The following is a 23,994-nucleotide window of genomic DNA, read 5'->3' as shown; positions in this document are numbered from 1 at the left end:
TCCGGGGCACGTCAAAGACCGCACCAGTGCGCGCCGAGACGTTCGAAGATCTCCACGGATTCCCGTAGCCGGTCCAACGAGCACCATTCGTCGGTGACGTGGGCCTGCTCCGGCTCCCCCGGCCCGCAGATCAGCGTCGGCACCGAACCGAGTGCCGGGGTGAGCACCGAAGCGTCGGTGAAATAGGGCGCCGCGCGGGACTCGCGGGGGTGCCCGGTCACCTCGCCGGCGATCCGGGCGGCCGAGCGCGCCCACTCGTCCTCCGGATCGGTCCACACGGGAGGGAGATCCACCAGCGGCTCCAGCCGCACCCCGGCACCGGCGACGGCGGCCAGCGCGGCGGTGAGCTCGGCGTGGTCCTGCCCCGGCACGGTGCGCACGTCGATCGTCGCCACCGCCCGGTCCGGCACCGAATTGGTGTTGAGGCCACCGCTGAAGGTGCCGACGTTGAGGGTCGGCTCCCCCATCACCGGATGCGGTGCGATACCGAACCGGTACTCCTCGAAACGCGACACCGCACGGGCCAGTTTGTAGATCGCGTTGTCCCCCAAGGAAGGCATCGAGCCGTGTGCGGTCACACCGGTGGCGAGTGCCTGGAGCCACAGTGCCCCCTTGTGCCCGTGGAAGACCGCGTTCCCGGTGGGTTCCGCGATCACCAGCGGGCCGCTCGGCTCGTCCAGCAGCGACGCCGCCGCGTACCGGGCGCCGTGGGAACCGGTCTCTTCAGCGGCGGTGAGCACCAGGCGCAGTCCGGCCCGCTTCGGCGTCCCGGCGGCGAGCGCGACCGCCGCGGTGACGATCGCCGCGACCCCGCCCTTCATATCGCTGCTGCCCCGCCCGTAGAGCCGGTCACCGTCGATCTCGCCGGACGGGTCGTGCCGCCACGGCTCGGCCCCCAGCGGCACGGTGTCCACGTGACCGGACAGGCACAGCGGCGGCACCTCGAGCTCGGGGCGCCAGTCGGCGACGAGGGTGCCCCGGCCGGGTTCGTGCTCGGCGACGGCCACCACGAAACCGGCTTCCTCCAGCGGAGGAGCGAGCAGTTTCCAGGCAGTGCTCTCCGCCTGGCCCACCGTGTCCAGTGCGAGCAGGCCACGGGTCAGCGCGATCACATCGGTCATGGTCCCTCCAGAGTTCCGCGGTACTGCCTCCAGTCTCCCGGTCACATCCCCGTGGCGCCGTCGATGCGCTCGCGCAGCAGATCGGCGTGGCCGTTGTGCCGCGCGTACTCGGCGAGCGTGTTCACCACGATCCGGCGCAGCGAAACCGGCCGTCCGGTCGCGAACGAGGTGCCGGTGTCGTCCAGCGAAGCGGCGGCCACGATCTCGCGGGAACGGGCGCATTCGGCCCGCCACACCGCGAAGGCCTCCTCGACATCGCCGTCGAGATCGTCGAAATCCTGGTCCGGATCTTCGTCCGAGTAGTAGAGGTGGGGCACCTGCTCGCCCGCGAACTGCATGCGGAACCACCAGCGCTCGACGCCAGCCAGGTGGCGCAGGAGTCCGTGCAGGCTCAGGCCCGACGGCGGGATGGCCTTCTCCGACAGCCGGTGGGGCGGCACCCCCAGGCATTTCAGTTCGAAGGTGCGCCGGTGCCAGTCCAGGTAGGCGGTGAGGATCTCACGTTCGTCCCCGGTCAGCGGCGGGTCGGGACGTTCTCCACCGGTCCAGCGCGGCGAGTGGTTCTCTTCCGGGATCGCGGTCATGGCCGCACCCTGCCTCAGGGCACCGACAAAAACCTGAGCGCGCCGACCACGAGCGTCTCCACGCCGGTCCGCAGCGTCGGGTGTGGTACGGGCGCGAACAGGGGCGAATGGTTCGACGGGACGTCGCGTTCGAACCGGCCCTCCGCCATCGCGGCCAGCACCGGTCCCGCCTCCAGCCCGCCCACCAGCCAGAACACCGAGGGCACCCCGGCGACACGGGCGAACTCGCCGAAATCCTCGCTGCCGGTCACGAGGGGGGCCTCGAACACCCGGTCGGGGCCGAAATGCGCGCGGAACGCCTCGGTCAGCTCCGCCGTGGTGCCGCCGTCGTTCTCGGTGACCGGAAAGCTCGCCAGCCTGGTGATCTCCGGCGGCAGCGGCGAACCCGCCACGACCGCCTCGCCCTGCACGATCCGTTCGATGGCCGCCAGCACCTTCCGGCGCACCTGATCGTCGAAGGTGCGCACGTTGACCTCGAGCACCGCGTGGTCGGCGATCACGTTGTGGGTGGTGCCCACGTGCAGCGAGCCGACGGTGACCACGGCGGACTCGGTCGCGGCGATCTCCCGCGAAACGATGGTCTGCAGCCGCAGGACCACCGACGCGGCGAGCACCGCGGGATCGACCGTGGTCTCCGGCCTCGAGCCGTGCCCGCCCCGGCCGTGCAGCACGATCCGCAGCGCGTCGGTCGCGGCCATCAGCACGCCCGGCCGGGTCAGCACCCAGCCCGCCGGTCCGGGCACCACGTGCTGGCCGAGCACCACCGACGGGCGTCCCGCGATGTCGAACACGCCGTCACGCACCATGGCCGCCGCGCCCGAGCCGTGCTCCTCCCCCGGCTGGAAGACCACCTGGAGGGTGCCGCGCCAGTGCGCGCGCCCCCGCGCCAGCAGCTCCGCCGCCCCGGCCAGCCAGGTCGCGTGCATGTCGTGGCCGCACGCGTGCATCACCGGCACGTCCTTGCCGTCGCCGTCGCGCCCGCGGGCGCGGCTCGCGTAGTCCAGGCCGGTCTTCTCCTCCACCGGGAGGGCATCGATGTCGGCCCGCACCATCACCGCCGGGCCCGGACCGTTGCGCAGCACGCCGAGCACCCCGGTGCCGCCGAGGCCCGTATGCACCTCGTAACCGGCCGTCTCCAGGCGACCCGCCAGCTCGGCGGCCGTCCGGTGCTCGGCGAAGGACAGCTCCGGATGCCGGTGCAGGTCCACATAAAGCTTTTCCAGCCCGGGCAGCATCTCCTGAACCCCAGCGAGCACACCGTCGACACTCATCCCGCCATCTCAGCACAGGCGTGGAAGGATTACGCCCCGTGAACCCCGAGTTTTCCCCTGAGTTCTGTGCCCGGCTCCGCGAAGCGTTCCGCCGCACCGGATACGACACCGGCGGCGTGATGGCCGCACTGGGCCCGATGGCCCACACCGCCCTGGGCCGGGGAGAACCCGAACTCGCCTTCCGCGCCAGCGCCGACGCCGGCGAACTCGGCACGCTGATCCGCCTGTTCCTGCTCGGCGGGGCCGAGTCCGAAGCGGCGGTGCGTGCCGCGCTGGCGCCGCTCCCGCTGGAGGACGCGCTCGGCACCGGCCTGCTCCGTGGCGAGGGTGACGCGCTGCGCGCGGGCCTGGACGTGCGGCCGCACGGGGACGAAGAAGGCGACTGGTGGGTGGTGTCCGACCTCGACGCCGACGCACTGGGGCACCAGGTCCCGCCGGAGCACGTGCTCGGCGTGGGGCATGCCTCGCTGAGCCTCCTCCGCGCCACCCTCCGCCGCCCGGTCGACACGCTGCTCGACCTCGGCACCGGCAACGGCGTCCAGGCCCTCCACGCCACGCGGCACGCCCGGCGCGTCACCGCGACCGATGTCTCGCCCCGGGCGCTGGCACTGGCCCAGGCCACCTTCCTGCTCAACGAACTCGATGTGGAACTGCTGCGCGGGGAATGGTTCGCCCCCGTCGCCCGGCGCCGCTTCGACCAGATCGTGTGCAACCCGCCGTTCGTGGTCGGGCCCGCCCGCGTCGACTACACGTACCGCGATTCCGGTCTGGGCGGGGACGACGCCTCCGCGCTGGTGGTCCGCCAGCTGCCCGCCTTCCTCAACGAGGGCGGGGTCGGGCAGCTGCTGGCCTCCTGGCTGCACGTCGAGGGCGAGGACTGGGCCGACCGGGTGAGCCGCTGGCTGCCCGCGAATACCGACGCCTGGTTCGTCCAGCGTGACGTCGCCGATCCCGGTCTCTACGTCGGCACCTGGCTGCGGGATGCCGGGATCGACCCGCGCTCGCCGGAAGGGCGCGCCAAGGCGGCGGCCTGGCTCGACTGGTTCGCCGAGACGAAGGTGCAGGGGGTCGGCTTCGGATTCGTGACCCTGCGGCGCACCGGGGGTGAGCAGCCGACCATCGTGTGTGAAGACCTCAGGCAGGCCTACGACGATCCGCTGGGCCCCGAGGCCGGTGCCTGGCTGGACCGCGTGACATGGCTACGCGAACACGGCACCGAGCTGCTCGAAACCCGGTTCCGCGTGCCCGACACGGTACTGCTGGAGCGGGTCGACGCTCCGGGCGACGAAGGCTGGCAGACCACGATCCGCCGCCTGCACCGCACCGACGGCCCGGGCTGGCAGCACGAGATCGACGAGGCGGCCGCCGCGCTGCTCGCCGGCTGCCGGGGTGTGCTTCCGCTGTCGGATCTGCTCGAACTGCTCGCCGTCGCGCACGGCGGTTCGGCGGAGGAACTCGCCGCCGCCGCGCTGCCGATGATCCGGGAACTGGTCCGCCACGGGATGGTCGAGCCGGTATGAGAGCCGTCGCCGCGCGCGTCACGGAGGCGAGCGTGACGGTGGACGGGGACGTCGTCGGGGCGATCGGCGAACCGGGTCTGCTCGTCCTGCTCGGGGTGCACCGCGAGGACACACCGGACAAAGCGCCCGTGATGGCCAGGAAACTGCACGAACTCCGGATCCTCGAAGGGGAGGAATCCTGTGCCACCGCGGGGGCACCACTGCTCGTGGTGAGCCAATTCACGTTGTACGGCGACACCCGCAAGGGGCGCCGTCCATCCTGGAGCGCGGCCGCCCCGCCGCCGCTCGCCACCGAGATGTTCGATGCGGTGGTCGCCGATCTGCGCGGCCGCGGGGCACGGGTCGCCACCGGCGTTTTCGGCGCGAAAATGGCCGTGCACAGCGTCAACGACGGCCCCTTCACGGTGCTGGTGGAGGTCTAGCCAGAGGTCTAGACCACAGCCCCACCGCCGAGCCTTCCCCGGTCTCTCAGGAAAAGTTCAGGCTTGGTCGAGCAACCGGACGGCCCGTGACGCCGTCTCTTCTTCGGGCAAGCGGGAACGTTTTAACAGCCCGCGGCGTTGACCACAATGTCCGGCCCACCAAGCCAGATTCGCGCACCGGGTTCCACAGGCTCGGCGCCGAAGCACAACCGGTGTGACACCCAGGTGTCAGCCCGTGACCGGGGAGGCAGAAATGTCAGTACAGACTCTCGAGCGGACGCCTCGTCGCGCCCGCGAACGAAACATCCCCGAGCCCGCCGCTGAGCCGGCCTTTGCCACCAGGGTACCCGAACAACCGAACCTCGACGCCGACCTGGACGCCCAGGGCCCCGCCGCCGACCTGGTTCGCGTGTACCTCAACGGGATCGGCAAGACCGCGCTGCTGTCGGCGGCCGACGAGGTCGAGCTCGCCAAGCGGATCGAGGCCGGGGTGTTCGCACAGCACATGCTCGAGACCGCCGAGAACCTCAGCGCGCAGCGCCGCAGCGAGCTCAGGGCCCTGATCCGCGACGGACACCAGGCCAAGAACCACCTCCTCGAGGCCAACCTGCGCCTCGTGGTGTCGCTGGCCAAGCGTTACACCGGTCGCGGGATGCCGCTGCTGGACCTGATCCAGGAGGGGAACCTGGGTCTGATCCGCGCGGTGGAGAAGTTCGACTACTCCAAGGGGTTCAAGTTCTCGACCTACGCGACGTGGTGGATCCGCCAGGCCATCACGCGCGGCATGGCCGACCAGGGCCGTACCATCCGGCTCCCGGTGCACCTGGTGGAGCAGGTCAACAAGCTGGCGCGGATCAAGCGTGACCTGCACCAGCAGCTGGGCCGGGAAGCCACGCACGAGGAACTGGCCTCGGAGTCGGGAATCCCGGTGGACAAGGTCGCCGACCTGCTCGACCACGCCCGTGACCCGGTGAGCCTCGACATGCCCGTCGGCGCGGAGGAGGACGCACCCCTGGGCGACTTCATCGAGGACTCCGAGGCCACCGACGCCGAAAGCGCGGTGATCTCCGGCCTGCTGCAGGACGACCTGCGCCGCGTGCTGGCCACCCTGGACGAGCGCGAGCAGTCGGTCATCCGGCTGCGCTACGGCCTCGACGACGGGCAGCCGCGCACGCTCGACCAGATCGGCAAGCACTTCGGGCTCTCCCGGGAGCGCGTCCGCCAGATCGAGCGCGAGGTCATGTCCAAGCTGCGCCAGGGCGAGCGCGCCGAACGGCTCCGCGCCTACGCCAGCTGAACCACCTTCCGCCGAAGGGAGTTCCATTCCGCATATCGCGGACCGGGACTCCCTTCACTGCGTCCGGGGGCGGTCACCTTCCGCGCAACCGGAGTAACCCGAACAGCGGCGTTGACATATGACGTAGATCACGAAACAGTCGAAGCAACGCACCCGGGACAACGGCGTCTTCAAGGGTGCCGGCTTGGCGACCGGTGCGCGGCGCACCGGATCGCTTACCCCGGAAGGTCGGGTCCGTCGGGGTGGGCCCGGCCTTCCGACTTTTCCGGGTAGTTCTTCCCCACACCTCAGCGTGGGCGAGGCCGAGCGCGCGGTAACGTCGAAGGCCCCGAACCGCGTCAAGGAGCAGTGCGTGACCACCACCTCGTTCCAGTACACCGATGTGCTGCCGCTGGCCCCCGACACCCACACCGAATACCGCCTCGTCACCGAGGAGGGCGTGCGGGTGGTGGACGCCGGGGGGCGCAAGTTCCTGGAGATCGAGCCCGCCGCACTGACCCGGCTCGCCCGCACCGCCATCACCGACATCCAGCACCTGCTGCGCTCCTCGCACCTGGCGCAGCTGCGCGCGATCGTCGACGACCCGGAGGCCAGCGGCAACGACCGGTTCGTCGCCATGGACCTGCTCCGCAACGCGGCGATCTCCGCCGGCGGTGTGCTGCCGATGTGCCAGGACACCGGCACGGCGATCGTGATCGGCAAGCGCAGCGAAGGCGTGCTGACCGGTGGCGACGACGAGGAAGCGCTCGCACGCGGCATCTTCGACGCCTACCAGGAGCTCAACCTCCGCTACTCCCAGATGGCCCCGCTGACCTTCTGGGAGGAGCGCAACACCGGGACGAACCTGCCCGCGCAGATCGAGCTGTACCACAAGCCCGGCCACGGCGACCCGAGCTACGAGTTCCTGTTCATGGCCAAGGGCGGCGGCAGCGCGAACAAGACCTTCCTCTACCAGGAGACGAAGGCGGTGCTGAACCCCAAGCGCCTGGCCCGGTTCCTGGACGAGAAGCTGCGCAGCCTCGGCACCGCGGCCTGCCCGCCCTACCACCTCGCGATCGTGGTCGGCGGCATGTCCGCGGAGTTCAACCTCAAGGTCGCGAAGCTGGCCTCGGCCCGCTACCTGGACGACCTGCCCACCGAGGGTTCCCCGCTGGGCCACGCGTTCCGCGACACCGACCTTGAGCAGCAGGTGCTGGAGATGACGCGGCAGTTCGGCATCGGCGCGCAGTTCGGCGGCAAGTACTTCTGCCACGACGTGCGCGTGATCCGGCTCCCCCGGCACGGTGCCTCGTGCCCGGTCGGCATCGCGGTGTCCTGCTCCGCCGACCGGCAGGCGAAGGCGAAGATCACCGCCGACGGCGTGTTCATCGAACAGCTCGAGCGCGACCCCGCCCGCTTCCTGCCCGACGTGACCGAGGACGACCTGTCCGACGAGGTCGTCAGCGTCGACCTGAACCGGCCGATGGACGAGATCCGCGCGCAGTTGTCGGCGCTGCCGGTGAAGACCCGGCTCTCGCTGACCGGTCCGCTCGTGGTGGCGCGCGACATCGCCCACGCCAAGATCGCCGAGCGACTCGAAGCCGGTGAGGAGATGCCGCAGTACCTGCGGGACCACCCGGTGTACTACGCCGGTCCGGCCAAAACCCCCGAGGGCTATGCCTCCGGCTCGTTCGGCCCCACCACCGCGGGCCGCATGGACTCCTACGTCGCGCAGTTCCAGGCGGCGGGCGGCTCGATGGTGATGCTGGCCAAGGGCAACCGGTCGAAGCAGGTCACCGAGTCCTGCCGCCAGCACGGCGGGTTCTACCTCGGCTCGATCGGCGGTCCCGCGGCCCGGCTCGCCCAGGACTGCATCAAGAAGGTCGAGGTGCTCGAGTACCCCGAGCTCGGCATGGAAGCGGTGTGGAAGATCGAGGTCGAAGACTTCCCCGCGTTCATCGTGATCGACGACAAGGGCAACGACTTCTTCGCCGAGACCTCCGAGCCCGTCCTGCAGATCAGCTTCCGCAGCTGAGTCGACCCGCCACCGGGAGCCGCCCAGACCTCGTCCGGGCGGCTCCCGTGCGTTCAGCGCTTCTGGGCGAGCAGCACCACGTGCCGCTGACCGAGCGGGGCGGCCAGCGCGACCGACAGCAGCGGGTAGCGGATCTCCATCGTGCACATCTGGTTCTGCACGGTCGACTTCGCCTCCACGACGTCCACCGTCACCTGCTGCGCGGTCTCGGACCGGACCTCCGCCGAGGCGTGGTTGCAGCCGCCCTCCTGTCCCCGCACGTAGAGCAGCCTGCCGTCGGCGCTGACGTAGACCTCGTGCGGGAAGTCGGCGGGCAGGTTCGTGACGTCCACCCGGTCGCCGGGCACGGCCGTGCTGCCCGGGGGCGGGTTCTGCGGGGAACCGGGCCGGGTGGGCATCGCCACGGTCGGCGAGCTTGACACCGGCGCCTTCGTCGGCGGCGGTGCCCCCACATGCGCGGCCGGGCGTTGCCCGCAGGCGGTCGCGGCGAGCAGGACGATTCCTGTTCCGGCAAGCATTCCTTTCCACCTCATGCCGCCAAGACGGTACGGGCACCCCGGACGGTTGCATCGGGACTCGCGCGGGCGCGCGGGGGACGCTGGGGTTGAATGGGTCCGCCAGGGTGCCCCGAGTGAGGAGCCAGCACTTGTCCGATCAGCTGAAGCGGCGCCTGGGCACCGGTGACGCGGTGGTCATCGGCCTGGGTTCGATGATCGGCGCCGGGGTGTTCGCGGCCTTCGCGCCCGCGGCCCGCGCCGCCGGGCCGGGCCTGCTCCTCGGGCTCGCCGTGGCCGCCGTCGTCGCCTACTGCAACGCGATGTCCTCCGCCTGGCTCGCCGCACGCTACCCCGCCTCCGGCGGAACCTACGTGTACGGGCGGGAACGGCTCGGCCCGTTCTGGGGCTACCTGGCGGGCTGGGGATTCGTCGTCGGGAAGACCGCGAGCTGCGCGGCGATGGCGCTCACCGTGGCCGCCTACGCCGCCCCGGGGCTCTCGCGGCCCTGGCAATCGGCCGTCGCGGCCGGTGCGGTGCTCGCCCTGACCGCCCTGAACTACCGGGGTGTGCAGCGGTCGGCCCTGGTCACCCGGATCATCGTCTCGGTGACGCTGCTGGTGCTCACCGCCTCGGTGGTGGCCATCGCGGTCGTCGGCCACCCGGGCACGCAAGCGCTTTCCGGGTTCCCCGGTTCGGGGGCCGGTGGCATCCTGGAGGCGGCCGGGCTGCTGTTCTTCGCCTTCGCCGGGTACGCGCGCATCGCCACGCTGGGCGAGGAGGTGCGCGACCCCGCCCGGACGATCCCGCGTGCCATCCCGATCGCGCTCGGGTTGACGCTCGTGGTGTACGCGGCGGTCGCGATCGCCCTGCTGCTCGAACTCGGACCGGCCGACCTGGCCACCGCCGCGGACCCACTGGCGCAGGCGGTCCCGTCGTGGCTCGCCCCGGTGGTGCGGGCCGGTGCGGCACTGGCCGCACTGGGTTCGCTGCTGGCGCTCGTGCTGGGCGTGTCCCGCACGACCTTCGCGATGGCCAGGGACGGCCACCTTCCGGCCGCGCTCGCCGCCGTGCACCCGCGGTTCGGGGTGCCGCATCGCGCGGAGGTCACCGTCGGTGTGGTGGTCGCGATCCTGGTCGCCTTCACCGATCTGCGCGGCGCGATCGGGTTCTCCTCGTTCGCCGTGCTGGCCTACTACGCGATCGCCAACGCCAGCGCCTGGACACTGCGCCGGTGGCGGATCGTGCCCGCGGTGGGCCTGGCCGGCTGTGTCGTGCTCGCCTTCAGCCTGCCCGCCGTCTCGGTGATCTCCGGGATCGTGGTCCTCGCCGTCGGTGCGGCCACCTGGCCCATCCGCTTCTCCCCGCGGACCCGGTGAAGCGGCCCCGCCCACCTCACCGGCAGGGCCGCTTCGCACCGCGGGATCAGCGCGTCTTGTCGAGCCTCGCCAGCGTCTGCTCGTAGCCCTCGACCAGCTCGGCCATGATCTCGGCGACGGGACGGATCCCCTTGATGCGCCCGATGATCTGCCCGGCGGGCATGGACACCAGGTCCGGGTCGTTCGTCTCGTGCAGCCGGTTGTGCGCCGGGGTGACCAGCAGGTTCTGCAGGGGCATCGGCAGCGGCTGCGGTGCGTCCGGCTTCGCCCACGCCTCGGTCCACTTCGTCTTGAGCAGCCGGGCCGGTTTCCCGGTGTAGATCCGCGTCCGCACGGTGTCCGACGAGCTCGCGCGGACCAGCGCGGTCTGCATCGCGGCCGAGGCGGGCATGGTGTTGAGGTACTCCTCGGTGGCCAGCCAGTACGAACCCATCCACACCCCGGAAGCACCGAGCGCGAGGGCCGCCGCCGCCTGGCGCCCGGAGCCGATCCCGCCCGCGGCGAGCACCGGTGCGCGGTCGCCGACCGCGTCGACGATCTCCGGCAGCAGCACCATGGAACCGATCTCACCGGTGTGACCACCGGCCTCGTACCCCTGCGCCACCACGAAGTCGACCCCGTTGTCGACGTGCCGCACGGCGTGCTCGGCCTTGCCCGCGAGCGCCGCCACCGGCACCCCGTGCGCATGCGCCTGGTCGATCACGTCCTTCGGCGGGGAGCCGAGCGCGTTGGCGATCAGCTTGATCGGGTGTTTGAGCGCGACCTCCACGTGCGAGCGGGCCACCGAGTGCAGCCAGCCCAGCACACCCGCGCGTTCCTCGGTGTCCTCCGGCAGCTCCGGCACCCCCAGCTCGCGCAGGGTGCGCTCCACGAACGCCCGGTGCTCGTCGGGGATCAGCTTGGCGAGGTCGACCTGGGTGCCCTCGGTGGGGATCTTCGCCGGCATCACGATGTCGACCCCGTACGGTTTGCCGTCCGTGTTGGCGTCCATCCAGTCGAGCACCTCGTCGAGCTCTTCCGGATCGTTGAACCGGACGCAGCCGAGCACGCCGAGCCCACCGGCCCTGCTGATCGCCGCCGCGACATGCTGTGACGGCGTGAAGCCGAAGATCGGGTACTGGATGCCGAGCGTGTCGCACAGCGCGGTACGCATGAGGGTTCCTTCCTAGACCTGGACGGCGGGGGTGTGCTCCGCCGCGTATTTCTGCGCCCACGGGTAGTCGGCCTTGCCGCTGGGCGAACGGCCGATCTTGTCGACCACCCAGATCGAGCGCGGCACCTTGTACCCCGCGATCTCCTTCCGCACGTGCGCTTCGATCCCGGCGAAGTCGGGCGTCTGGCCGGGACGGGTCTGGATGACCGCGGCGACCCGCTGCCCCAGCCGCTCGTCCGGCACGCCGATGACGAGTGCGTCGAACACGTCCGGATGCGATTTGAGCGCGCCCTCGACCTCTTCCGGGAAGACCTTCTCGCCACCGGTGTTGACGCACTGGGAGCCGCGGCCGAGCAGGGTGACGGTGCCGTCCTCCTCGTAGCGCGCCCAGTCGCCGGGGATGACGTACCGGACCCCGTCGATCTCGGCGAAGATGGTCCGGCTCTTCTCCGGGTCCTTGTAGTAGCCCAGCGGCACGTGGCCGCGCCGCGCGATCCGGCCGATCGCGCCCGGCTTGCGCTCGACGAGGTTGTCGTCCTCGTCCAGCAGGATGGAGTGCTTGCTGAAGTTGACCCGCGGGCCCTGCGAATGGTCGGCGTCCTTGGCCACCATGCCGATGCCGGTGAAGCCGCTTTCGGTGGAGCCGATGGCGTCGGTGAGCAGCACGTTGGGGAAGGCCTCGAGATACTGCTGTTTGACCGACTGGGAAAACAGCGCGGCGTGGCTGGAGACCGCGACCAGCGACGAGGCGTCGTAGCCGCCGCGGTGGTAGGCCTCGATCAGCGGGCGGGCCATGGCGTCGCCGACGACCGTGAGGACCTGGACCTTGTGGTCGACGATGTGGCGCCAGACGTCGTCCGGGTCGAACTGCGGCACGAACACGACGGTGCCGCCGGCGAACAGGCCGCCGAAGGCGGCCCACTGCGCGGCACCGTGGATCAGCGGGGCGACCGGCAGGCGGACCAGTCCGCCCTGCTTGCCCTGCTCGGCCAGGGTCCACTCGTCGGGCACGTACTCGCCGGTGACGAAGTCGATCCCGCCGCCGAGCGCGCGGAACACGTCTTCGTGGCGCCAGATCACGCCCTTGGGGAAGCCGGTGGTGCCCCCGGTGTAGAGCATGTAGATGTCGTCGCCGCTGCGCTCGCCGAAGTCGCGGTTCGGCGAGCCCTCCGCGATCGCGTCGGCGTAGGCGACCCCTTCGTAGGGCAGCCCGCTCCCGTCTTCGACAACTACAACGTGTTTCAGTTTTGGCACCTCCGGCAGCACCGCGGCGACCTTGTCCGAGTACTGCCGTTCGTGCACCAGCGCGACCAGGTCGGCATTGGTGAACAAGTACTTCAGCTCACCGTGGACGTACCGGTAGTTCACGTTGATCGCGATGGCACGCAGCTTGAACGCCGCGAACATCGTCTCGACCATCTCGATGGAGTTTCGCGAGTACACGCCGATGTGATCACCCTGGCCGATACCCTGCGCGGCAAGGTGGTGGGCGAGGCGGTTGGCGCGTTCTTCCAGTTGTGCGTAGGTGACGCTTCGACCGCCGCAGACGACCGCAGTGCGATCCGGCACGGCGTCGACGGCGTGCTCCAGCAGATCCGCGATGTTGTATGCCACCCAGCCAAAGTAGAACATGTTACTGTTCTGGGCAATGGTCTCATCGGGCCCGACGGAGGTATGCATGACCGAGCCGCACGCTCTGGTGGAACAACGCGGGCACACGCTCGTGGTGACGATGAACCGGCCGAAGGTCAGGAACGCGATCAGCGGCGAGATGATGGCGATCATGGTCGAGGCCTGGAACCGGGTCGACTCCGATCCGGAAATCCGGAGCTGCGTGCTCACCGGGGCCGGCGGCGCGTTCTGCGCCGGGGCCGACCTCAAGTCGATGTCGGCCAACTCCCCCGCCGACTCCTACGAACGCGGCACCTTCGATCCGGGCAGGATCGAGGGACTGCTCAAGGGCAGGCGGCTGACCAAACCATTGATCGCAGCGGTCGAGGGGCCCGCGATCGCGGGCGGGACCGAGATCCTGCAGGGCACCGACATCCGCATCGCCGGTGAGAGCGCGAAGTTCGGGGTTTCCGAGGCGCGCTGGGGCCTGTTCCCGATGGGCGGCTCCGCGGTCCGCCTGCCGCGCCAGATCCCCTACACCGTCGCCGCCGAGATCCTGCTGACCGGCAGGCACATCACCGCGGCCGAGGCGAAGGAGATCGGCCTCATCGGCCGCGTCGTCCCCGACGGCACCGCGCTGGACCACGCACTGGAGGTGGCCGAACGGATCGCCGCGAACGGACCGCTGGCGGTGCAGGCGATCCTGCGCACCATCCGCGACACGGAGGGCATGCACGAGGAAGAGGCGTTCAAGCTCGAAGCCCAGTACGGACTCAAGGTCTTCCAGTCCGACGACGCCAAGGAAGGTCCCCGCGCCTTCACGGAAAAGCGGCCGCCGAACTTCCAGGGCCGCTGACGGAAAGAGGTGGGCCGGGGTACCCACAACCGCGCCGACTGCGGGCACGAACCATAGCCATGGATCGTGCCGGGTTCGATCTCGGGCGAGTGGACTCAGGCGGCGGTGGTGAGGGGTTCGGGTTCGCTGCGGTAGGTGCGACCGGCCGGTGTGGTGATCTCCAGGACCCCGGTGTCGGTCATGCGGTGCTGCCAGCCGGGTTCGTCCTTGAGGCGATGGTCTCTCCGGCACAGGCCGCAGAGGTTGGCGTGGTGGGTGTCGCCGCCGTGGGCCCAGGGTTGGACGTGGTCGAGGTCGCAGGCCTGAACCGGTCGGTGACACCCGGGCACCCGGCATTCTCGGTCTCGTACCTGGACCAGTTCTTTGGTGGCGGCGGGTGGCCGGTAATGGTGGCGTCCGACTTCGATGGGGGTGCCGGTCATCGGGTCGGTGATGACTCGCCGGATCGTGGCATTCTGAGCGATCTCGCGCGCCAATTCCGCGGGGATGGGTCCGTGTCCGGCCAGTTCGTCCAGGGTGCGCTCCTCGCTCCTGCTGCGTAGTCGTCTGGCCACCCGATCCACCCGGGTGTAGATCGTCGCGGCGATCTCCGCGGGGAGATAGGCGTACAGGGTGGCCATCCCATCGTCCTCGTGGCACAGCTGAACCTTGCGGGACCGCTTACGCTCCTCACACCGCCGCGCATGCCCGTCGGGATCGACCCGGGCGACCGTCCTGTTCACCAGCCTCCGCACCGACGTCGCATCCCGCGTGGTGATCTTCCCGGCAACCTGGGCATCAACCTCCCGGGCCTGGTCGTCGGCGAGGACCGAGGTCTGGTCGGCCACCTTCGACGCCCGATACGGATCCACCTCACCCCGCCGCATCGCCTCGAACGTTCCGGGTAACCGCTGCGCCAGATCCCGCGCCAGTGACACCTGGCCCTCCGCCTGGCGCGCCCCGTAATGCAATTCGAGAGCGACCTCTTTGGCCACCGAATCCGCATCACCCAACGCCGAAATAGCAGCCAGCTTCACCGCCTGACAGGCATTCGAACATGCCTCGGCCGCCGCGATCAGCGACAACACGTCATCCCGGTCTAGGTCGGCGATGCTGTCGTACAGTTCTGGCTTGGGCCCGGTAAATCCCCAGTTTTCGGTCACACAACGATGCTATCGACGACACAACGCCAACAGAGTCACACGATCAGGCATAATTTCGAACAGAAAACTGACCCGAGATGACAATAGTCGGTTGTTGATCTTCTGCGGGAGATTGCGGTGGCTCTTGAACTCGCCACGGGGCCGCGGGTGCCGTGAGGGATCCCCTCACGGCGCCCATTCCCGCCTGAGCGTGCAATTCGCCCGCCTGTGCGTGGGACACAAGCGCACCAGCGTGGGACACACGCGCACGAGCGTGGGACTCGCCCGGCGGCCGTGGGGAACCGGTGGACCTGCGTCAGGTGAGGGGCGTCTTGAGGGCGTTCATCGCCCTCAAGACGCCGGACGGGAACTCACCCGCGAAATGTGGAACTCAGGCGCGTAAATGGAATCAGCGGCCGGCTTCCACGGCCAGGGCGCCGACGCTGATGTGCAGTACCGCGTCGGCCGCGTCGAGGGTTTCCTGGTCGAGCGGGAGGTACCTCGGCTGGTGAGTGACGTCGGTTCGCGGGCGAGCGGACGCGCCGGTGGTGGGCGCGGCGAATCCCCACGTGGCGATCCGGCGCTGGAGCAAGCCCTCATAGGTATCCGGCTCGGGCTCCGGGACCCCGAGTACCTCGCTGCGCCCCAGACTGCCGGCGACGAAGGTGTACCGCTCGCGGGACAGAGCCGCCGTGATGGCACCGGCGGAGACCCATTCGAGGTCCAGCCCCGGCACCCGGATGGTGCTCAGGTTCCTTTGCAGGTGACGGTTGTGCGCGGAGACCAGAGTCGCACCGCGCCCGCTTTCGGCGCTTCGGATGTCGAGGAGGTTCTGGGCCATGAGCGCGTCCCTGGTGGCGGACAGGCGGGATATCCGGGCGTTCTGTTCGAGATGCTGCGCCGCCTGCTTGTGGTAGCGCAGCAGGCCGAGACCGGCGGTGAGGTGTGTCCTGGCCCTGAACCAGCGGGCACGTGAAGTCGCCGCGATCAGTCCCGGTGCACGCACGTAGAGCATGAGGAGCATGTCGTCGGCGATCGACCGCAGCCGCTCGGCCTCGGCCGTGGCGCCGGGCGACTGGGCCGGGTCGATGACCGCCTCCTGGCAACTCCACCGCTCGTCCTCCCCGAGAAGGCTCGCGAGATCGAGGTCGAGCTCCAGGTAGTCGCGGGCGTGTTCGAGGTAGCGCCGCGGGCTCGGAGCACTCATCGTCTCCATCGGAGCGTCGAAGCCGTGGAAGGCCACTCGGTCTCCCGGCGCCCGGTTTTCGTTGTATTCACGCATCCAGGCGACCAGTTGCCGGTTGGCGTCCAGGTCTCCGAAGTCGTGCGAGAAGCCCTCGCGCATCACGGTGTCGAGCGTGCCCACCCCCTCCCGGACGAAGTCGTCCACGGCGAGCGCGGCCACGCGATCGGTCTCCAGCGCGATCGACCGGAAGCCGCGGCCGGCCAGCTGAGCGAAAAGTTCGTTTCGGACCCGCCCGAAGGCGGGCTCCCAATGCGTCGGCTCACCCAGCGCCAGCAGCCCGCCTGACGCCGTTACGAAGTGTCGAATGTCCTGACTCATGAGCCTCAATCGTATCGTTGAGAAAACGGTTGAGACTTCGCCTGCGTTCACCACCGCTCAAGGGAGTAAAGTCTCAAAGCGGTGATAACCCTGCGACCAGCCGACCTCGCGCGCGGGCACGGCATCTCGACCCAGGCGGTCCGCAACTACGAGCGCGACGGGTTCATCCCGCCCGCGGAACGCACGGCCAGCGGATACCGGATCTACACGGAAGTGCATGCGGCGGCGCTGGACGCGTACCTCGCGCTCGTCCTGGCGTACGGCCACTCGGCCGCCGGGCGGATCATGAGCGCGGTCCACCGTGACGAGTTCGACGACGTCCTTGCGGTCATCGATCGCGGCCACAGCCAGTTGCTCCGCGACCGGGAAACTCTCGACGCGGTACGGGAGGCGGTGGATCATCTGACCGCGGCACCGGAGGCCGGACCGGACCGCCCGGTGGCCGATGTCCGGACCATCGGCGAGCTCGCACGCCGGCTCGGCGTCACCCCGGCCACCCTGCGCAACTGGGAAGAGACCGGGATCCTCGTCCCGGCACGCGACCCGGCCACCGGTTTCCGCGTCTTCCGCGCCGCCGACATCCGCGATGCCGAGCTCGCCCACCTCCTCCGGCGCGGGGGCTACCCGCTGGACCGGATAGCGGTCGTGGTCCGGCAGATCCGGACGGCGGGCGGCACCGAAGCCCTGTCCCACGCGCTGGCCGACTGGCGGCGGAAACTCACCGCACGGGGGCTGGCCATGCTCCGCTCGGCCACCGAGCTCGACCGTTACCTGAGCCTGCGCGACGGTGGTGCGACCCGGCAGACCTCCCGGTAAATCTAGAACTCGTTTCACATGCGGACAAGTATCACCCTGGGCATCTTGCCGCGATTTCGAGAACGTGTTTCACTTCTGCTGTGACTACACCGCTGTCTGCCCCACTCGAGGTCGGCTTCGACTACACACGCTCACTCGGGCCGGTGTTCGGGCGGTTCGTGAACGGCCTGCGCGAGCGGCGGATCGAGGGTGTCCGCGGTTCCGACGGCCGCGTCCACGTGCCGCCGGTCGAGTACGACCCCGTCACCGCGGCCCCGCTCACCGACTTCGTCCCGGTGAGCGACGAAGGCACCGTCGTTTCGTGGTCCTGGATGGCCGAACCGCTCGAAGGCCAGCCCCTGTCCCGCCCCTTCGCCTGGGCGCTGATCAAACTCGACGGCGCCGACACCCCGATGCTGCACGCGGTCGACGCCGGCAGCCCCGGCGGTATCCGCACCGGAGACCGGGTCCGCGTCCGGTGGGCCGACAACCCGGTCGGGCACATCCGCGACATCGCCTACTTCGTCCCGCTCGGCGCGCCCGACGGCGAGGCCCCCGAACCCCCGCCCGCCGCTCCCCGGGAGGAGGGTGCCCCGGTCAGCATCATGATCACCCCGGTGCACCTGCACTACCAGCATTCCGCCTCGCCGGAGGAAAGCCGGTACCTGCAGGGACTGGCCGAGGGCAAGCTGATCGGCCAACGCTGCCCCGCCTGCGAGAAGGTCTACATCCCGCCGCGCGGCGCCTGCCCGACCGACGGGGTGCCCACCGCCGAAGAGGTCGAACTGCCCGACACCGGGATCGTCACCACGTTCTGCATCGTCAACGTCCCGTTCCTCGGCCAGCGCATCAAGCCGCCCTACGTCGCCGCCTACATCCTGCTCGACGGTGCCGACATCCCGTTCCTCCACCTCGTGCTGGGCTGCGAGGCCTCCGAGGTCCGGATGGGCATGCGGGTCCGCGCGGCCTGGAAGCCCCGCGAGCAGTGGTGGACCAGCCTCGAGAACATCAGCCATTTCGAACCGACCGGCGAGCCCGACGCGCCGTACGAGTCGTTCGCCCACCACCTGTGAGGGGTGCATTCATGCAAGACGTCGCCGTGGTCGGGTTCGCGCAGGCGCCGAACGTCCGCCGCACTTCGGGCACCACCAACGGGGTGGAGATGCTCGTGCCCATCTTCGCCGAGGTGTTCGGGCAGACCGGGCTTTCCAAAAAGGACATCGGGTTCTGGTGCTCGGGTTCGTCGGACTACCTGGCGGGCCGGGCGTTTTCGTTCATCTCCGCGGTGGACGCGATCGGCGCCTTTCCCCCGATCCACGAGTCCCATGTGGAGATGGACGCCGCGTGGGCGCTGTACGAGGCGTGGCTGAAGATCCGCACCGGCGAGGTGGACACCGCGCTGGTGTACGGCTTCGGCAAGTCCTCCGCTGGGCAGCTTCGCCGCGTGCTCGCGATGCAGCTCGACCCGTACACCGTCGCGCCGCTGTGGCCGGATTCGATCAGCATCGCCGCCCTGCAGGCGCGGTTGGGCCTGGAAGGCGGGCTGTGGAGCGAAAAGGACCTCGCCGAGGTCGCCGCGCGCAGCCGGGGCCTGGATCCGGCGGGACTGCTCGACACTCCCTACGTCGCCGACCCGCTGCGTGCCCACGACATCGCCCCCGTCACCGACGGCGCCGCCGTGATCATCCTCTCGTCCGCGGAACGCGCGAAGGAATTCGCCGAACGGCCCGCCGTGATCCGGGGGATCGAGCATCGCGTGGACACCCCGGTGCTCGGCGCGCGGGACCTCACCCGGGCCCCGTCCGCCGAGGCGGCCGCCAAGGCCATGGGCGCCGGGGTCGGCGGAGTCGTTGAAGGCGTGGAGGTCGCCGAACTGCACGCCCCGTTCTCCCACCAGGAACTCATCCTGCGCGCCGCACTCGGTCTGGACGAACGGGTGCGCGTCAACCCCTCGGGCGGCCCACTGGCGGGCAACCCGATGTTCGCGGCCGGGCTCGCCCGCATCGGCGAGGCGGCGAAGCAGATCTTCACCGGCAGCGCGAACCGGGTGCTGGCCCACGCCACCAGCGGTCCCGCCCTGCAACAGAACCTCGTCGCGGTCATGGAAGGACTCGACTGATGGCCAAGCAACTCGCCGCCGTGCTCGGGACCGGGCAGACCCACCACCGGGCCAAGCGCACCGACGTGTCGATGCCGGGTATGGTCCGCGAAGCGATCGACCGGGCGATGGCCGATGCCGCGGTGGAGTGGGCCGACATCGACGCGGTCGTGCTGGGCAAGGCCCCGGACCTGTTCGAGGGCGTCATGATGCCCGAACTGTTCCTCGCCGACGCGATCGGCGCCACCGGGAAGCCGATGCTGCGCGTCCACACCGCCGGTTCCGTCGGGGGATCGACGGCGCTGGTCGCGGCGAGCCTCGTGCAGTCCGGGGTGCACCGGCGCGTGCTGACCGTGGCCTACGAAAAGCAGTCCGAGTCGAACGCGATGTGGGCGCTGTCGATCATGCCGCCGTTCTCCATGCCGGTCGGGGCCGGTGCGGGCGGCTACTTCGCGCCGCACGTGCGCTCCTACATCCGCCGCTCGGGCGCACCCGAGCACGTCGGCGCGATGGTCGCGGTCAAGGACCGGCGCAACGGCGCGCTCAACCCGTACGCCCACCTGCGCCAGGCCGGCATCACGCTGGAATCGGTGCAGGCTTCGCAGATGCTGTGGGACCCGATCCGCTACGACGAGACCTGCCCGTCCTCCGACGGGGCGTGCGCGATGGTGATCGGCGACGAGGCCGCGGGCGACGCGGTGGCCGGAGGGGCCGCCTGGATCCACGCCACCGCGATGCGCACCGAGCCGACCACCTTCGCCGGGCGGGACCAGGTCAACCCGCAGGCGGGCCGCGACGCGGCGGCCGCGCTGTGGAAGGAGGCCGGGATCACCGACCCGCTGTCGCAAGTGGACTGCGCGGAGATCTACGTGCCGTTCTCGTGGTTCGAGCCGATGTGGCTGGAAAACCTCGGGTTCATGCCCGAGGGCGAGGGCTGGAAGCTCACCGAGGCCGGCGAGACCGCGATCGGCGGCAGGCTGCCGGTGAACCCGTCCGGCGGCGTGCTCTCGTCGAACCCCATCGGTGCCTCGGGCATGCTGCGGTTCTCGGAGGCGGCCAAGCAGGTGATGGGCCGGGCGGGCGACTACCAGGTCGACGGGGCGCGCATCGCGCTCGGCCACGCCTACGGCGGCGGCTCGCAGTACTTCTCGATGTGGGTCGTGGGCGCCGCCAAACCCACCCGCTGACGCGACCGTACCCCGGGGTGCCCGGCCGGGGCCGTGAAGGGTCCCTTCACCGTCGAAACGGCTGTGAAGGGACCCTTCACGGCTGCGTGGTTCTCGGCTCAGGCCAGGACGAGGGGGAGGCGGTCGGCCAGTGCGCCGAGTGCGGCGGTTTCCGCGGTGGCCGGGGCCCGGCGGCCCGTGACGACGAGAGCGGCGTCGCGATCGTCCAGTGTGTCCGGGATCGGGGCCCGGCCCAGCGTTTCCAGTACCCGGCGGGTCTCCGCGAGCGCTTCGGCAGGCGGTCCGGGCAGGTCCGGCAGGTGCGCCACCAGGTCGAGATGGTGCAGCGTCCACTCGACGACGTAGGAGTCGAGGTAGTCGGCCACCGTCAGCACCCGGTCACGGGTCTCCACGCGCCGCTGAAGATCCGCCGCGGCCGCCGCCCGCGCCGCCGCCACCGCGAGATCGGTGAAGTGGTGCCGCAGCCCGCCGTAGTCGCGGTAGGCGAGGGCCGACCGGCGGACGAACACCGATTCCGGCTCATCCCCGGTCGTCGGCTCCCCCAGGTCCCAGTACCCCACCGCGTCCACCGTCGCCTCCGCGTCGGTGGTGCTCGCCAGCGTGATGAGCACGTCCTGGGCGTCGATGATCAGGTGGAACACCAGGTCCTGGACCCGCCAGCCGACACAACCGGACGGCTGGACCCACTGCCCGCCGTCCAGCATGTCCACGACCGACCGCAACGCCTCCCATGAGCGGGTAAACAGTGTCATGCCCCGCCACCCTAGCCATTACCACGCGAAAGCGCCCTCCCTTTGGGGAGAGGGCGCTTTCGCGGAAGATGGCGCTCTTATTCGTAGGCGACCTGGTAGTGCTTGATCCCGTTGAGCCAGCCGGACCGCAACCGGTCCGGCGGGGACACCTCGCGGATGCCGGGCATCTCGTCGGCGATCGCGTTGAAGATCAGGTCGATTTCCAGGCGGGCGAGGTTCGCTCCGATGCAGTAGTGCGAACCGGTGCCGCCGAAGCCGACGTGCGGGTTCGGGTCCCGCAGGACGTTGAACTTCTCGGGCTCCTCGAACCACTCCGGGTCGAAGTTGGCGGAGCTGTAGAACATGCCCACCCGGTCGCCCTTGCGGATCTGCCTGCCGCCGAGTTCGGTGTCGGCCGTCGCGGTGCGCTGGAACGCCACCACCGGGGTGGCCCAGCGGACGATCTCGTCGGCCGCGGTCTTGGGCCGCTGCTCCTTGTACAGCTCCCACTGGTCCGGGTGGTCGAGGAAGGCCTTCATGCCGTGGGTGATGGCATTGCGTGTGGTCTCGTTGCCCGCCACGGACAGCAGGATGACGAAGAATCCGAACTCCTCGGAGTTCAGGGACTCACCGTCGAGGTCGGCGTTGATGAGCTTGGTGACGATGTCGTCCATCGGGCACTTGCGGCGCTCCTCGGCCATGTTCCACGCGTAGCCCACGAGCTGGGCGGAGGCCGCCAGCGGGTCGACTTCGTACTCGGGGTCGTCGTAGCCGATCATCTGGTTGGACCACTCGAAGATCTTGCCGCGGTCCTCCTGCGGGATGCCGATCAGCTCGGCGATGGCCTGCAGCGGGAGTTCGCACGCGACGTCCTCGACGAAGTCGCCCGAGCCCTTCTTCCGCGCGTCGTGCACGATGCGCGCGGCGCGCTCGCGCAGCGTGTCCTCGAGCTTGGCGATGGCGCGCGGGGTGAAGCCCTTCGAAACGATGCGGCGCAGCTTGGTGTGCTGCGGCGCGTCCATGTTGAGCAGCACCAGCCGGTTGGCGTCCATGGCCTCCGGCGTCATCGTCTCGTCGAACCGGATGATCGCGAGCTTCTCCTGGGAGGAGAACAGCGTGCTGTCCCGGGAAACCGCCTTGACGTCCTCCAGCCGCGTCACCACCCAGAAGCCGTCGTCGCCGAAGCCCGCGCGGTTGTGCGGCTGCGCGTTCCACCACACGGGCGCGGTGCGCCGCAGCTCGGCGAACTCTTCGAGGGGGAGCCGTTTCGCGTACAGATCGGGGTCTGTGAAGTCGAAACCGGCGGGGATCATCGGTGTTGCCACGCCTACCTCCGTGGGTGCCACAACTTCGTGGAACACGTTCTAACCCCGATTGAAGCATACGGTGTTAACTAGGGAAAGACCTTGAGTGATACCCGTTTACTTTTTCGATTAGGATCTTGAAACTCCAGGTGGAACCGAGCATCACCAGCGGTAGCCAAATGCCGGTTGACCTGCATCACACTTGCCCATTATTGAAACTTGTTCTACTTTTGAGCGCAGACAGCGGCAGTGGACAGCACAACGGACAAAGGAGACCACGGTGGGCGACCCCGTCATCGTCGAGGCCGTGCGGACCCCGATCGGCAAGCGGCGCGGCTGGCTGTCCGGCCTGCACGCCGCCGAGCTGCTCGGCGCCGCCCAGTCCGCCCTGCTCGAACGCGCCGGGCTCGATCCGGCACTGGTGGAACAGGTGATCGGCGGCTGCGTCACCCAGGCAGGCGAGCAGGCCGGGAACGTGACCCGCACGGCCTGGCTGCACGCCGGTCTCCCGGAGGCGACCGGCGCGACCACGATCGACGCCCAGTGCGGCTCGGCGCAGCAGGCCACCCACCTGGTGGCAGGCCTGATCGCGGCCGGGGCGATCGACATCGGCATCTCGTGCGGCGTGGAGGCGATGAGCCGGATCCCGCTCGGCGCGAACCGGGGCACCGACGCCGGGCAGCCCAAACCGGATTCGTGGTCGGTCGACATGCCCAACCAGTACGGCGCCGCGGAGCGCATCGCCGTGCGGCGGAGCCTGACCCGCGAGGACGTGGACCGCTTCGGCGTCGCCTCCCAGACCAAGGCCGCGACCGCCTGGGCTCAGGGCCGCTTCGACCGCGAGGTCGTCCCGGTCAAGGCACCGGTGCTCGACGAGAACGGCGCACCCACCGGAGAAACCCGCCTGGTCAACCGGGACCAGGGGCTGCGAGAGACCACGATGGAAGGGCTGGCCAGGCTCAAGCCCGTCCTCGAAGGCGGCGTGCACACGGCCGGCACCTCGTCCCAGATCTCCGACGGCGCCTCCGCCGTTCTGATCATGGACGAAACCCGCGCCCGCGCACTCGGACTCAGGCCCCGGGCCCGGATCCGCGCGCAGGCCCTCGTCGGCGCAGAGCCGTACTACCACCTCGACGGTCCGGTCCAGTCCACCGAGCGGGTGCTCCGGCGCGCCGGGATGCAGATCGGCGACCTGGACCTGTTCGAGGTCAACGAGGCGTTCGCTTCGGTGGTGCTGTCCTGGCAGCAGGTGCACCGGCCCGACCCGGAAAAGGTCAATGTCAACGGCGGGGCGATCGCGCTCGGCCACCCGGTCGGCAACACCGGCACCCGGCTGATCACCACCGCCCTCCACGAACTCGAACGGCGCGACGGGAACAGCGCGCTGATCGCGATGTGCTGCGGTGGGGCGCTGTCCACCGCCACCATCATCGAACGGATCTGATCGGGACCGGGGCCCGAGCGCCCCTGGA

Annotated in this window: 21 protein-coding genes; 11 read left to right on the top strand and 10 right to left on the bottom strand. The window is 70.0% G+C overall.

Annotation, left to right across the window (positions count from 1 at the left end):
- Nucleotides 1-11: 11 nt before the first annotated feature.
- From ORV05_RS07470 to ORV05_RS07460, 3 genes are read right to left on the bottom strand one after another with little or no spacing between them, the layout of a single operon-like run.
- Complete coding sequence (locus tag ORV05_RS07470; RefSeq protein ID WP_268757710.1) at nt 12-1,121, bottom strand: M20 family metallopeptidase; 1,110 nt, start codon at nt 1,119-1,121, stop codon at nt 12-14.
- Nucleotides 1,122-1,162: 41 nt separating this feature from the next.
- On the bottom strand, nt 1,163-1,705 hold the full coding sequence (locus ORV05_RS07465; protein WP_268757709.1) for a DinB family protein: 543 nt from the start codon (nt 1,703-1,705) through the stop codon (nt 1,163-1,165).
- Between the two features lie 14 nt (nt 1,706-1,719).
- The gene (locus tag ORV05_RS07460; protein WP_268757708.1) at nt 1,720-2,976 is read right to left on the bottom strand and encodes an amidohydrolase; all 1,257 of its coding nucleotides are present in this window, start codon (nt 2,974-2,976) and stop codon (nt 1,720-1,722) included.
- Nucleotides 2,977-3,014: 38 nt separating this feature from the next.
- Here ORV05_RS07460 and ORV05_RS07455 point away from each other — a divergent pair, with 38 nt between their 5' ends.
- The 4 genes from ORV05_RS07455 (at nt 3,015) to ORV05_RS07440 (ending at nt 8,229) form a co-directional block, all read left to right on the top strand.
- Nucleotides 3,015-4,496: a class I SAM-dependent methyltransferase gene (locus ORV05_RS07455; RefSeq protein WP_268757707.1), complete on the top strand. Its 1,482-nt coding sequence runs from the start codon at nt 3,015-3,017 to the stop codon at nt 4,494-4,496.
- Nucleotides 4,493-4,918: a D-aminoacyl-tRNA deacylase gene (dtd, locus tag ORV05_RS07450; RefSeq protein ID WP_268757706.1), complete on the top strand. Its 426-nt coding sequence runs from the start codon at nt 4,493-4,495 to the stop codon at nt 4,916-4,918. Before ORV05_RS07455 ends, dtd begins: the two co-directional genes overlap by 4 nt.
- A 253-nt stretch (nt 4,919-5,171) precedes the next feature.
- Complete coding sequence (locus ORV05_RS07445; RefSeq protein WP_268757705.1) at nt 5,172-6,215, top strand: sigma-70 family RNA polymerase sigma factor; 1,044 nt, start codon at nt 5,172-5,174, stop codon at nt 6,213-6,215.
- Nucleotides 6,216-6,567: 352 nt separating this feature from the next.
- Nucleotides 6,568-8,229, top strand: a complete 1,662-nt coding sequence (locus ORV05_RS07440) for a fumarate hydratase (RefSeq protein ID WP_144588999.1) — start codon at nt 6,568-6,570, stop codon at nt 8,227-8,229.
- A gap of 53 nt (nt 8,230-8,282) precedes the next feature.
- Here ORV05_RS07440 and ORV05_RS07435 read toward each other — a convergent pair whose 3' ends face one another.
- The gene (locus ORV05_RS07435) at nt 8,283-8,747 is read right to left on the bottom strand and encodes a hypothetical protein (protein WP_268757704.1); all 465 of its coding nucleotides are present in this window, start codon (nt 8,745-8,747) and stop codon (nt 8,283-8,285) included.
- Between the two features lie 191 nt (nt 8,748-8,938).
- On the opposite strand from ORV05_RS07435, the gene ORV05_RS07430 reads away from it, so the two are divergent.
- Nucleotides 8,939-10,102: an APC family permease gene (locus ORV05_RS07430; RefSeq protein WP_268759728.1), complete on the top strand. Its 1,164-nt coding sequence runs from the start codon at nt 8,939-8,941 to the stop codon at nt 10,100-10,102.
- Nucleotides 10,103-10,148: 46 nt separating this feature from the next.
- Here the strand turns inward: ORV05_RS07430 and ORV05_RS07425 are convergent, their stop codons facing one another.
- Both ORV05_RS07425 and ORV05_RS07420 read right to left on the bottom strand, forming a co-directional pair.
- Nucleotides 10,149-11,255 carry an NAD(P)H-dependent flavin oxidoreductase gene (locus tag ORV05_RS07425; protein ID WP_268757703.1) on the bottom strand — a complete coding sequence of 369 codons (1,107 nt, stop codon included), beginning with the start codon at nt 11,253-11,255 and terminating at the stop codon, nt 10,149-10,151.
- A 12-nt stretch (nt 11,256-11,267) separates the two neighbouring features.
- Nucleotides 11,268-12,869 carry an acyl-CoA synthetase gene (locus ORV05_RS07420; protein WP_268757702.1) on the bottom strand — a complete coding sequence of 534 codons (1,602 nt, stop codon included), beginning with the start codon at nt 12,867-12,869 and terminating at the stop codon, nt 11,268-11,270.
- A 64-nt stretch (nt 12,870-12,933) separates the two neighbouring features.
- Here ORV05_RS07420 and ORV05_RS07415 point away from each other — a divergent pair, with 64 nt between their 5' ends.
- Nucleotides 12,934-13,722 carry a crotonase/enoyl-CoA hydratase family protein gene (locus ORV05_RS07415; protein WP_268757701.1) on the top strand — a complete coding sequence of 263 codons (789 nt, stop codon included), beginning with the start codon at nt 12,934-12,936 and terminating at the stop codon, nt 13,720-13,722.
- Between the two features lie 95 nt (nt 13,723-13,817).
- Here the strand turns inward: ORV05_RS07415 and ORV05_RS07410 are convergent, their stop codons facing one another.
- A complete protein-coding gene (locus ORV05_RS07410; protein ID WP_268757700.1) occupies nt 13,818-14,864 on the bottom strand; it encodes an HNH endonuclease in 1,047 nt (348 codons plus the stop codon).
- Between the two features lie 388 nt (nt 14,865-15,252).
- Entirely contained in the window at nt 15,253-16,407 is a 1,155-nt protein-coding gene (locus ORV05_RS07405) for an erythromycin esterase family protein (RefSeq protein WP_268757699.1), read from the bottom strand.
- Between the two features lie 81 nt (nt 16,408-16,488).
- Here ORV05_RS07405 and ORV05_RS07400 point away from each other — a divergent pair, with 81 nt between their 5' ends.
- From ORV05_RS07400 to ORV05_RS07385, 4 genes are all read left to right on the top strand, one after another.
- Entirely contained in the window at nt 16,489-17,223 is a 735-nt protein-coding gene (locus tag ORV05_RS07400) for a TioE family transcriptional regulator (protein WP_268757698.1), read from the top strand.
- 80 nt (nt 17,224-17,303) lie between these two features.
- Complete coding sequence (locus ORV05_RS07395) at nt 17,304-18,275, top strand: Zn-ribbon domain-containing OB-fold protein (RefSeq protein WP_268757697.1); 972 nt, start codon at nt 17,304-17,306, stop codon at nt 18,273-18,275.
- Between the two features lie 11 nt (nt 18,276-18,286).
- Complete coding sequence (locus ORV05_RS07390; protein ID WP_268757696.1) at nt 18,287-19,321, top strand: thiolase domain-containing protein; 1,035 nt, start codon at nt 18,287-18,289, stop codon at nt 19,319-19,321.
- Nucleotides 19,321-20,487 carry a thiolase domain-containing protein gene (locus tag ORV05_RS07385; protein ID WP_268757695.1) on the top strand — a complete coding sequence of 389 codons (1,167 nt, stop codon included), beginning with the start codon at nt 19,321-19,323 and terminating at the stop codon, nt 20,485-20,487. Before ORV05_RS07390 ends, ORV05_RS07385 begins: the two co-directional genes overlap by 1 nt.
- A gap of 98 nt (nt 20,488-20,585) precedes the next feature.
- Here the strand turns inward: ORV05_RS07385 and ORV05_RS07380 are convergent, their stop codons facing one another.
- Nucleotides 20,586-21,239, bottom strand: coding sequence for a maleylpyruvate isomerase N-terminal domain-containing protein (locus ORV05_RS07380; protein ID WP_268757694.1), 654 nt, complete (start codon nt 21,237-21,239; stop codon nt 20,586-20,588).
- A 77-nt stretch (nt 21,240-21,316) separates the two neighbouring features.
- A complete protein-coding gene (locus ORV05_RS07375) occupies nt 21,317-22,543 on the bottom strand; it encodes a cytochrome P450 (protein WP_268757693.1) in 1,227 nt (408 codons plus the stop codon).
- 259 nt (nt 22,544-22,802) lie between these two features.
- Here ORV05_RS07375 and ORV05_RS07370 point away from each other — a divergent pair, with 259 nt between their 5' ends.
- Nucleotides 22,803-23,966 (top strand): steroid 3-ketoacyl-CoA thiolase, encoded by a 1,164-nt coding sequence (locus ORV05_RS07370; protein ID WP_268757692.1) that lies wholly within the window; start codon nt 22,803-22,805, stop codon nt 23,964-23,966.
- Nucleotides 23,967-23,994: the final 28 nt, after the last annotated feature.

This window comes from Amycolatopsis cynarae, from assembly GCF_026802195.1.
In the GTDB taxonomy this organism is placed as follows: Bacteria; Actinomycetota; Actinomycetes; order Mycobacteriales; family Pseudonocardiaceae; genus Amycolatopsis_E; species Amycolatopsis_E rhizosphaerae.
The sequence above is the reverse complement of the archived record's forward strand: the minus strand, read 5'-3'. Positions and strand labels throughout refer to the sequence as shown.

What these genes read in the sequence shown, in the direction of transcription:
- ORV05_RS07470 (WP_268757710.1), bottom strand. Translation starts at nt 1,121, where the DNA reads ATGACCGATGTGATCGCGCTGACCCGTGGCCTGCTCGCACTGGACACG.
- ORV05_RS07465 (WP_268757709.1), bottom strand. Translation starts at nt 1,705, where the DNA reads ATGACCGCGATCCCGGAAGAGAACCACTCGCCGCGCTGGACCGGTGGA.
- ORV05_RS07460 (WP_268757708.1), bottom strand. Translation starts at nt 2,976, where the DNA reads ATGAGTGTCGACGGTGTGCTCGCTGGGGTTCAGGAGATGCTGCCCGGG.
- dtd (WP_268757706.1), top strand. Translation starts at nt 4,493, where the DNA reads ATGAGAGCCGTCGCCGCGCGCGTCACGGAGGCGAGCGTGACGGTGGAC.
- ORV05_RS07445 (WP_268757705.1), top strand. Translation starts at nt 5,172, where the DNA reads ATGTCAGTACAGACTCTCGAGCGGACGCCTCGTCGCGCCCGCGAACGA.
- ORV05_RS07435 (WP_268757704.1), bottom strand. Translation starts at nt 8,747, where the DNA reads ATGCTTGCCGGAACAGGAATCGTCCTGCTCGCCGCGACCGCCTGCGGG.
- ORV05_RS07430 (WP_268759728.1), top strand. Translation starts at nt 8,939, where the DNA reads ATGATCGGCGCCGGGGTGTTCGCGGCCTTCGCGCCCGCGGCCCGCGCC.
- ORV05_RS07425 (WP_268757703.1), bottom strand. Translation starts at nt 11,255, where the DNA reads ATGCGTACCGCGCTGTGCGACACGCTCGGCATCCAGTACCCGATCTTC.
- ORV05_RS07415 (WP_268757701.1), top strand. Translation starts at nt 12,934, where the DNA reads ATGACCGAGCCGCACGCTCTGGTGGAACAACGCGGGCACACGCTCGTG.
- ORV05_RS07405 (WP_268757699.1), bottom strand. Translation starts at nt 16,407, where the DNA reads ATGAGTCAGGACATTCGACACTTCGTAACGGCGTCAGGCGGGCTGCTG.
- ORV05_RS07390 (WP_268757696.1), top strand. Translation starts at nt 18,287, where the DNA reads ATGCAAGACGTCGCCGTGGTCGGGTTCGCGCAGGCGCCGAACGTCCGC.
- ORV05_RS07385 (WP_268757695.1), top strand. Translation starts at nt 19,321, where the DNA reads ATGGCCAAGCAACTCGCCGCCGTGCTCGGGACCGGGCAGACCCACCAC.
- ORV05_RS07380 (WP_268757694.1), bottom strand. Translation starts at nt 21,239, where the DNA reads ATGACACTGTTTACCCGCTCATGGGAGGCGTTGCGGTCGGTCGTGGAC.